Origin of the sequence: Dyella sp. 2RAB6, assembly GCF_052115385.1 — a bacterium.
GTDB lineage: Bacteria > Pseudomonadota > Gammaproteobacteria > Xanthomonadales > Rhodanobacteraceae > Dyella_D.
In genome coordinates this window covers 1-8,236 of sequence record NZ_JBFRGP010000043.1, presented here as the reverse complement: position 1 = coordinate 8,236, position 8,236 = coordinate 1, and the positions used below count along the sequence as shown (strand labels likewise).

General features: G+C 57.2%; 3 protein-coding genes and 2 pseudogenes. 3 read left to right on the top strand and 2 right to left on the bottom strand.

Features of this window, described 5'->3' with window-relative positions; all coding sequences use genetic code 11:
- Positions 1-123 precede the first annotated feature (123 nt).
- Positions 124-1,350, bottom strand: coding sequence for an RHS repeat domain-containing protein (locus AB4083_RS22740; protein WP_441610780.1), 1,227 nt, complete (start codon positions 1,348-1,350; stop codon positions 124-126).
- Between the two features lie 156 nt (positions 1,351-1,506).
- Between AB4083_RS22740 and AB4083_RS22735 the strand changes: the two are divergent.
- The 3 genes and pseudogenes from AB4083_RS22735 to AB4083_RS22725 form a co-directional block, all read left to right on the top strand.
- Positions 1,507-2,019: pseudogene (locus AB4083_RS22735) on the top strand (phage portal protein); the annotation flags it as partial.
- Positions 2,020-2,322: 303 nt separating this feature from the next.
- Positions 2,323-6,804, top strand: coding sequence for an RHS repeat-associated core domain-containing protein (locus AB4083_RS22730; protein WP_441610779.1), 4,482 nt, complete (start codon positions 2,323-2,325; stop codon positions 6,802-6,804).
- Positions 6,805-6,901: 97 nt separating this feature from the next.
- Complete coding sequence (locus AB4083_RS22725; protein ID WP_441610778.1) at positions 6,902-7,333, top strand: pentapeptide repeat-containing protein; 432 nt, start codon at positions 6,902-6,904, stop codon at positions 7,331-7,333.
- Between the two features lie 755 nt (positions 7,334-8,088).
- Here the strand turns inward: AB4083_RS22725 and AB4083_RS22720 are convergent.
- Positions 8,089-8,236: pseudogene (locus AB4083_RS22720) on the bottom strand (helix-turn-helix domain-containing protein); the annotation flags it as partial.

The window sequence follows — 8,236 nt, the reverse complement described above, 5'->3', positions numbered from 1 at the left end:
AACGAGATCTTCGGGCTTCTGATAGTTGGCTAACAGACTGCTAAGCAGCTCGTCGGGCACTTCGTGTTTGCGTGGACTCATGGTGTCTCCGGGTCAGATGGCAGTTTCCTGCCAATGCCCCGTTTACACAAAATCTAGGATAGGCCCGGTGCCCGGAAATGACTTTGATATTGGCTTGGGGAATGGAATGACGTTGTCTTTGTCCTGAGAGTCATCAGTGGCGTTTGCGACAGCGGCTCCCCCGGCGCAGCCGAGCGCGCCTGCTGCAAACACACCGGCGGCTGGCAGGCAAACTGCTTCTCCTGGTCCCGATGGAGCGCAGACGATTGCAGCTCCGGCCACCACTACGCCAACGCCAATAACACAGCCTACGCCCATTCGTGGCGGTTTACTTGCGCCGTTATTCGGCGGGGGAGCCCCATATTCTTGAAGGCCCATCGGATCGGTTCCGAATAGGGGGCTGCTACTGACGTAGGCATATGTGCTCAAGCCGCCGGCCAAACCGATAGGATCACTTTGCAGATATCTGCCGGTCGCGGCTTCGAAGTGTCGATTGACGTTGTACGCGATGCGCGACTCAGCATCGTAGTACTGCCCGGCAAATCGCAGGTTGAAGGTATAGCCACTAGTCGAGGTGGGCTGCGTCTCGCCAAACGGATTGGACTGATACGGCCATTGCCAAACCGTCGCGCCGGTGCTGTTGGTGACCGCGCGGGGCGTGTTGAGGCCGTCGGCATGCACGTAGTTGGTTGTGCTCAGCGTACCTTGCGTGTCGATAGCCGCAAGCGGTAGATCTTCCAGCCAGATGTAGTCGCGAGTAGCGCTGCCGTACTCGCCGATGAGCTTGCTGTTTTCGTCATAAGCGAAGCGCTGGCTTAGCGACGTCGGCAGAGTGGTCACTTTGGCAATGCGCTCGCCCAGGGCGTTATAGGTGTAGGTGCCGACCGTGCTGCCATTTCGCTGCGCGATAGTCATCCGATTCCGGCCGTTGTAGCCGAAGCCAAACGATTCGCCACCCACCGAACTGGCGGTCGTGTTGCCGTTGTTGTCATAGGCGCGGGCGGCACTGCCGATGTAGGTCAGCCAATTGTGGGGGTACTGGTAGTAGCTATACGTGCCCGTGGCGAGGCCGCTACCGGTCTTGCTGGTGCGATTGCCGATGGCGTCGTACGTATAGGACTCCACGCTGGTGCCGGCTGCGTTGTTGACGCCAGCGAGTCGCGACAACCAGTCGTACCCGTAGGTCTCCATGGCGGGGTTGGCACCAGGCGCATTGCCCAGGGCCGTAATTCGCCCCATGGCATCCCGGGCGAAGTGCAGGTTGAGCGCCGGGCTGGTGGCGTCCGTCACCTGGTAGTTCAGGTCGTAGGTGCGCGTTACCGTTTGGCCGTTCCCCAGGGTGTAGCTCGCGACAGGGCCGAAGGGAAGATAGGTAATGCTCGTGGCGATGTTGCCGGTGCTGGCGCCCGTTGTGCCGGGCGGTAGCGCCGTGATGGCGCTGATCCGATCTACGGCGTCCCCGAATACCTAAGCGCGCTACATGCCGCGCAGCTCAATCGCTCGGCCACACTGTTCCGGCGTAAGTACTACGACAACGGATCGCATGCGGGTTTCATCCTCTACATGACGGACCCGGCGCAGAACCCTGACGACGTGGACAATCTGCGCAAGGCCCTCAAGGGCGCGAAGGGGCCGGGCAACTTCCGCAACCTCTTCATGTACGCGCCGAGCGGCAAGAAAGACGGTCTGCAGCTGATTCCGATCAGTGAGGTGGCGGCGAAGGACGATTTCGCATCGATCAAGAATGCGAGTCGGGATGACATCCTTGCGGCGCATCGCGTGCCACCACAGCTATTGGGGATGATTCCCACGAACGCCGGTGGCTTTGGCGATGTGGAGAAGGCGACGCAGGTGTTCATCGCTAATGAGGTGGCGCCGATTCAGGTCCGCATGCGCGGGTTGAACGACGCGATGGGCGTCGAGGTCTTTCGATTTAGTTCATCGGTGTCGAAACCCTGACGGGGCGCCACTCGCACCGGTCCAATGGGTGCGAGCGGCGAACGTGAGGCGCTACCGCTTTCGGTGATCCATTGCCACTTCATAGTGACGATTGATGTTGTAGGCGACGCGGGATCGCGTGCCTATGGCACTATCGGGACATCTTGGGTAGGTACTGGCGAATCTGCTAAAGATGCCTACGATAATTGTAGGGGAAGCCCTACGGCGTGAGATGCTCGGGGCCTACATTTGCCGCCAACTCCACAGGGATAACATCCAGATCTGCTAGTGTGCTGCCGTTTGTCCACATTGTGAGGAAATTTTATGGTGTCGCAAGGAATGGCGGCGTTGAGGCGGCTTTCTATTTTTTTGCTCCTTCTGCTCATGGCCGCATCGGCCTTTGCTGGAGAGCCGCCTTACATTCAACTGGCAGGCCTGCCATCTCATCCTGCAGACCAAACACGATACGGGACCATAGGCGCAGCGATCCAAGGCGGAATTGCCTATATGCGGCAAGATCCCGACTTTGCGGCCAACTGCGGATACTTCGTCATACCTGCGAATCATGATCCAATTGATGTTGCCGACATTGGATTTACGGGATCGCTTCCTGATGGAACTCCTTGCAATGTGCGCTTTGGTAATGGCGGCCAGTACGCTTACACATCGTTTAGCATTTGGCAGCTAGGCGACTACGGCTTCGATCCGTCCCCCAATCTTGGTGCTAGTTGCCCTTGCGATGGAGGCCTCGGAGGCGAGGGCGACGGACCAAATATGGTGGGGGATCCGGTCAATATCGCAATTGGTAACAAGTTTGAGCAAGAGAACGACTTTACGGGCAGCGCTTGGCTTAATTTTAGTCGCTTCTATAACAGTTCCCCTGCTGGGGCGAGTTCGATTACCCTTGGATTGGGATGGCGGCACAGCTTCGACCGTCGGATCGATCTGGTGAGCTATCAGGATGGCTCGCAGATTGCCGCCATAGTTAGACCCGATGGGAAGGTAGAGAACTTCTCTTATTCATCTTCAGGCTGGGCAACCAGCGCCAATAATCCTGACGTACTCACCAATGTAGTGGACGCACAGGGTGCTGTGATCGGCCACGCTTTGAGCGTGGCCAATGCTCATCTCATTGAGCGGTACGATGGTGGTGGTCTTTTGCAAAGCATTACCGACAACACTGGGCGGTCGCTAATACTCAGCTACAGCACGTCCCAAACGCCAACCAGCATCGCGCCTCGTGCGGGACTCTTAATTAGCGTTACGGACCCTGGCGGTAGGCAGCTCGGATTTGCCTACGATAGTGATGGGCATTTACATCAGGTGACGCTGCCTGATGGGGGTACATTGATCTACGGATTCGATTCATCGAATCGACTCATCTCTGTCCAGTACCCGGACACCAAAGTTCGTCAGTACGTTTACAACGAAGCGTCGCTTATGCCTTCTGGTGTAAGTATTCCCAATGCCATGACCGGCGTTGTGGATGAGTTGGGCGTGCGATATCAGAATACGATGTACCAGGCAGACGGCCGTGTCATTTTGACCAACATGGCTCTTCATGCGGACGAAGTCCGCTTGAAGTATACGGACTCTTGGAACCAAACGGCCGTAACCTATCCGCTAGGGTTTGTGGGAACGCTGGGTTATGGCACCGTGGCTGGCGGGTATAGGCCTTTTACCTCGACGACGCAGTACTGTGGCCCGCTGTGTAACAGGCTCTCGGCGTCGGTGACTTACGATGCCAATGGGTATCCGGCAAGCCGGTCGGATTTCAACAACGTGAGCTCCACGACGGCGTACGATGCGAACGGGCTTCTGACGAAGCTCGTCGAGGCCTCCGGCACGCCGGATCAGCGCACCACCAATACCAGCTGGGACACCGGTCTTCGCCTCCCACTGACGCGCACGGTGCTTGATGCCTCGGGAAATAAAGTAGCCCTGGCCTCTTGGGTCTACAACACCGCGGGGCAAACGGTGGCGCAGTGTGATGTTGATCCCGCCTTAGCCCCGAATTACGTTTGTTCTTCTTCAGGGACACCTCCGGCAGGTGTGCGCCGGTCGACCTATACTTATTGCACGGCCGTCGATGGGACGCAGTGTCCCCAGTTGGGGTTGCTGTTGAGCGTGGATGGTCCGCGCACCGATGTATCGGATGTCACCCACTACTCGTACTACCTCTCAACCGATGAGTCGGGTTGTGGCACGGTGGGTGGGGCGTGCCATCGTGCCGGTGATTTGGCACAGGTGACGGACCCCCTGGGGCACACCACGGCCTTCCTGGTGTACGACAAGAACGGGCGCATCCTTCGTCAGAAGGATTCCAATGGAGTCTTCACTGACTATACCTATACGCCAAGGGGCTGGCTCAAAACAAAAAGCGTCGCTGGCGCCAGCGCGGTTATGGACTATGACGCCGTAGGGAACCTCATCAAGAGCACGGATCCTGACGGGGTGTTCGTTACTTACACCTACGATGTGGCACATCGACTTACCGATGTCACGGATTCACTCGGCGATCGGATGCATTACACCCTTGACAAGGCTGGAAATCGGACGAAAGAGGAAACCTTCGATCCGAGCGGGTCTCTGCGCCGGTCATTGGGTCGTACCTACGACACGATGGGGCAGCTCCTGAGCATCACCGATGGTCAGGGTCATGTCATCTTCGATGCGACGTTCGATGATAGCTACGACGTCAATGGTAGTCTGTCGCATAACGCCGATGGGTTAAGCGTGGAGTACAAAAAAACCTATGACAACCTCCATCGCTTGATCACGACGCTTGACAATACCAATGGCGCCGATACCTCTATGAGGAACGCGCAGAAAGTGTTCTCGTACGATGCGCAAGATCAGCTTTTGAATATCAAAGACCCAAGTTTGCTCAACACGTCCTACAACTACGATGGGTTGGGCAATCGAACTGCCGTCGGCAGCCCCGACACGGGTGCTTCACTATTTCAATATGACGCAGCGGGAAATCGAACGCAGACCACCGATGCAAAGGGTGTGGTCAGCCACAGTACTTACGATGCACTCAATCGAGTCATTGGCGTCACCTATCCTAATAGCGCCTCTAACGTTAGCTATCGCTATGACGAGGCCGACACCGTTACCGGCTGCGTCGGCTCGTATCCTATCGGTCGCCTGACTAGCATAGTGGAGACCGCGGTCTCCACGGTCTACTGCTACGACGCTCGCGGCAATGCAGTGCAGAAGCGCCAGACCCAAGGGACGAACGTCGACACGATCAGCTACACCTACACGCTGGCTGACCGCCTTGCTAGCACGCGCACGCCGGATGGCACGTTTATTCAGTACGGCCGTGACGGACTCGGGCGCATAACCGCTGTTAGCGTGCAGTCGCCCGGTAGCTCTGGCGCAAGCAACGTGGTGACTAATGTGAGTTACCTCCCGTTTGGCCCCATCGCTAGTTACACACTAGGCAATGGCCAGACGATTGCGCGCACTTACGATGCCAACTACGCAGTAACGGACATCGTAAGTCCAGCGCTGAACCTTCACTTTGCGCGCGATGCGATGGGTAATATCACGGCGTTGGGTAATGCGCCGGGCGCAAGCCCGGCTGCAGAGACTTACAGCTATGACTTGCTCTATCACCTGACGACGGTAAAGAACGCGCAAGGGCAGGCGATTGAAGCGTATACCTATAATAGGACAGGAGATCGTCTTAGCAAGGCCGCTAGCGGGTTAGCGACCGGTACCTATGGTTACCAATCGGGCACGCACTTGCTGACGAGTATTGGGAACAGCGCCCGGACATACGACGCCAATGGCAACACGACGGGTAATGCGGTAGGCGGTAACACGTACGGTTATGGTTACAACGACCGGAATCGCATGACGGTGGTGCAGCGTAATGGGCAAACGGTTGCCAACTACACCTACAACGCACTTGAGCAGCGTGTTGGTAAAACGGCCACTTTTCCAAGCTCCGTCGCTCGGCGATTCATTTACGATGAGAACAACCAGATTGTCGGTGAGTACGGGGCTGCGAGCAGAAGCTATGTTTGGCTAGACAATCTGCCGGTTGCATTAGTTGATACAAGTGGTGGTGTCAGCAGCATGGGCTATGTGCATGCTGATGGACTCAGTACTCCGAGGGCGGTTGCAGATGCTGGTGGAGCCGTCGTATGGCAATGGCCATTTCAAGGTAATCCATTCGGTGAGCAACAGCCGGCTAGTTCCTCGGGCTATGCATTCAACCTTCGATTTCCCGGTCAGTACTACGATCTAGAGAGCGGTTTGTCATATAACGTAAATCGCGACTACGATGCAGCAAGCGGAAGGTATGTGCAGAGCGATCCTCTTGGACTGGACGGGGGGATAAGTACGTATGCCTACGTCATGTCGACTCCATTGGTTGCGACAGATCCTTTGGGACTTTCGAGAGCTGGCTGGAAAGATAGTCCTATGGATCCGAATGGCGTTGGATGTGCCAATTTGTTGAAGAGGATTGAAAATCTCAAGGCGGAGATTCAGCGGCAAATTCAGAACTTGGCGACCAATCCTCAAACGCTCCCATACTATGCGCCGGGATTTGATGGGCCTGGCGGTCCGCTCAAGGCATCCGTTTGGGGGCATGAACAACTGCTTATCAAGTACGAGGCAGACTTAGTGAAAGCTTTGGCCGAATACAGGAATCGTTGCGGCGGACCTCCTCCAATGGTCGTTTGTCCTCCCGTGGAGAGTCCGGCCCCGAAGCCTGCCCCGGTGCCTGATCCGGTTCCGGTGCCTCCAATGCCACGTTGTTCGAATCCGATTGAATGCGCCACTCACTAGGTGGTGTGCGCTTAGGGAAAATTGAGATGCGAGGGGCATCCTAGGATGCCCTGATGATGCATGATTGCGGCTGTGATCGGGATGATGGGAGTGGCTAATGGATGATAAGCAAGGTGGTCCTAGGCTACGTGGTGGAAGTATCGCGGACGCTGAACTGAGTGAGGCGGTACTGCAGGACGCGTCATTTGAAGGGGTGCTGATGCATGGCACCGACCTGTCATATTCGGATCTGTCGGGTAGCGTGTTTTATATAGTTCTTGCGCTCGGAGCGAATTTTCGGGGCGCTAACCTTCAGAGGGTCCAGTTCCTTGGCGGTAGCTATGAGGACGTGGACTTTCGTGACGCTGATCTTCGCGGTGCCGTGTTTGACGCTGACAGTGTGGGCGGCGCTGTTGATCTGAGTGGAGCAGATCTATCTGGCACCAAAATCGATGGCGCGACGTTTCGCTCTGTCCATTACAGCGAGTCAACTAAGTTTCCGGTTGGGTTCAAGCCAGATCCAAGTGGCTTTGAAAAGGAATGGTCATAGGGAACAGATTCCTACTGGTAGCCAATGAGAGCGGTCCGGACGCCTCAGTCTAGTTTCATCGGTGGACGGTGCCATTATTTCTTGGGTGCCGTTGGTTTACGTGGTGTCGGCAGATCTCCGGGGGGAACCTCAGCTCTTCTGTGGCCAGCTGGCTTTCCTGCCTTGAGGCGCGCCCTAGCTTCGAGCGCGCAGTCGTCCCCTCCTCGCCTGCGCGCTTCTCCTTCTCTTTTGATGCAGTTTTGCAATGGCGCCGAGCCGCGCTTGGTGCTCTGTGGTCGCCTAGTGGAACACGGGGCCGCCGGTGGTCACGGGAGCGCGCTTTTTCGGCGCGTTGGCCGCGTCGCCACCGTCTGGTCAACTATTGATCAGCTTGGCGCCTCCTAGCCGTGGCGCGCGCGGTCGTCCCCCCTCCTCGCCTGCACGCTTCGCCCCTCATTTTTGATGCGATTGATGCGATGGCGTCCGGCCATGGCTTACGGGACGCGGTGGCCGGTTTCAGTGCGGAGGTACGTGATGCGGATTGATGCGCGCGCGGGTTGAATCTATGGCCTCACGCGCGATCAAAGGCCAGGCACGGGATCTCGCGGCCATCATAGGCAATGCTCACCTGTCCGCGATACTGTGGGGTTTTGGAACAGGCGAGAAGGCGAAGCGTCTTTTGCCTTGCCGGGCATCGGAAGGCCGCGGTGGAACGCAGCGAGCTGCGTATCAGTGAGGTTGATGGCCAGTACCTCCGTGCCGCGACCGTAGTCCTGACGTTGTGCATTCTGCCAGGCTCGCCTATCCGCCGATTCGGCGCGGTAGTGCTCTCGCCCGCCATGGCGCTTGACCTCCCGGCTGATCGTCGACGCCGGCCGCTCTAACTCCCGAGCGATCTGTCGCAACGATTGGCCCCGGGCCAAT

Coding starts and splice junctions, on each gene's coding strand:
- AB4083_RS22730 (WP_441610779.1), top strand. CDS start 2,323: ATGGTGTCGCAAGGAATGGCGGCGTTGAGGCGGCTTTCTATTTTTTTG.
- AB4083_RS22725 (WP_441610778.1), top strand. CDS start 6,902: ATGGATGATAAGCAAGGTGGTCCTAGGCTACGTGGTGGAAGTATCGCG.